Here is a 1,777-nt window from a genome sequence, read left to right as displayed (position 1 = left end):
CCGCAGACCGCCGAGCTGCGCAGGGCACGGGCGGAGCTGCGCGCGGGCACACTCGATCGGGCGGGTTACGAGCAGCGGATGCGCGCCGAGATCGAGAGCGTCATCCGGCTGCAGGAGGAGCTGGGCCTCGACGTGCTGGTGCACGGCGAACCGGAGCGCAACGACATGGTGCAGTATTTCGGCGAGCAGCTCGACGGGTTCGCCGCGACGAGCAACGGCTGGGTGCAGTCCTACGGGTCCCGGTGCGTGCGGCCGCCGATCATCCACGGCGACGTGGCCCGCAAGGCGCCGATGACGGTGGGCTGGTCCACCTACGCCCAATCGCTCACCGACCGGCCGGTGAAGGGCATGCTGACCGGCCCGGTGACCATCCTCGCCTGGTCGTTCGTGCGCACCGACCAGCCACGGGCGGACACCGCCGACCAGGTCGCGCTGGCCCTGCGCGACGAGTGTCACGATCTGGAGGCGGCCGGGATGCGGATCATCCAGGTCGACGAGCCGGCCCTGCGCGAGACGTTGCCGCTGCGCCAGGCCGACCAGAAGGCTTACCTCGAGTGGGCGGTCGGCGCGTTCCGGCTGGCCACCAGCGGGGTCTCGGACGCCACGCAGATTCACACGCACCTCTGCTACTCGGAGTTCGGCGAGGTGATCACGGCGATCGACGCGCTGGACGCCGACGTGACCAGCCTCGAGGCCTCCCGGTCGAAGATGGAGGTGCTCGGCGACCTGGCCGCGATCGGCTACGGCCGTGGCGTCGGTCCCGGCGTGTGGGACATCCACTCGCCGCGGGTGCCGGCCCGGGACGAGGTCGCGTCGGCGCTGCGGCGGGCCGTGGCCGCGGTGCCCGCCCAGCGGGTGTGGGTCAATCCCGACTGCGGCCTGAAGACCCGCGGGTACGCCGAGGTCGAGGCGTCTCTGCGCAACCTGGTGGCGGCCGCCGCCGAGGTGAGCCGGAGCTGACAGCCGGCTGCCAGGAGTGTGCCAGGAGCGTGCCAGCGCCGTGTGCGGAGGATGCCAGCGCGGCGCGGCACGCTCCACGGCATGAGTGATCTCGTAGTGCGGGCGACAGGGCTCCGCAAACGATTCGGCAAGACCCAGGCGCTCGACGGGGTGGACCTTGCCATGCGCCGCGGCACCGTGCTCGGCGTGCTCGGGCCGAACGGCGCCGGCAAGACTACCGCCGTCCGGGTGCTCGCCACCCTGCTGCGCCCCGACGAGGGCACCGCCGAGGTGGCCGGCATCGACGTGCTGCGCGAGCCCCAGCGGGTGCGCCGGCGGATCGGCCTGACCGGCCAGTACGCGAGCGTCGACGAGGACCTGACCGGCACGCAGAACCTGGTGCTCATCGGGCAGCTGCTCGACCTGAGGACCCGGGACGCCAAGCGCCGCGCCGCCGAGCTGCTGGAGTGGTTCGACCTCGCCGAGGCGGCCGGCCGGCGGGCGAAGACGTACTCCGGCGGCATGCGGCGCCGCCTCGACCTGGCCGCGAGCCTGGTCGGGCAACCCGAGGTGATCTTCCTCGACGAGCCGACCACGGGTCTCGACCCGGCCAAGCGCGAGGACATGTGGGGCGTCGTCCGCAACCAGGTCGCCGAGGGCTCCAGCGTGCTGCTCACCACGCAGTATCTCGAGGAGGCCGACGCGCTCGCCGACGAGATCGTGGTGATCAACAAGGGCCGGGTGATCGCGCACGACTCCCCGGACGGGCTCAAGCGTCGGGTGGGGGGGGTGTCGCTGGGGGGGCGCCCGGCCGGCCCGGCCCGGGGGGCGGACACGC

At 73.0% G+C, this 1,777-nt stretch carries 2 protein-coding genes; both read left to right on the top strand.

What is annotated here, in order from left to right; genetic code table 11:
• The coding region (metE, locus tag AB0M20_RS41645) for a 5-methyltetrahydropteroyltriglutamate--homocysteine S-methyltransferase (protein ID WP_364306862.1) at positions 1 to 960 on the top strand (960 nt) is incomplete at its 5' end.
• An 81-nt stretch (positions 961 to 1,041) separates the two neighbouring features.
• Positions 1,042 to 1,777 (top strand): ATP-binding cassette domain-containing protein (locus AB0M20_RS41640; protein WP_364306860.1); only part of this gene is annotated, 736 nt, incomplete at its 3' end.

Origin of the sequence: Actinoplanes sp. NPDC051633, assembly GCF_040681735.1 — a bacterium.
In the GTDB taxonomy this organism is placed as follows: Bacteria; Actinomycetota; Actinomycetes; order Mycobacteriales; family Micromonosporaceae; genus Actinoplanes.
The sequence above is the reverse complement of the archived record's forward strand: the minus strand, read 5'-3'. Positions and strand labels throughout refer to the sequence as shown.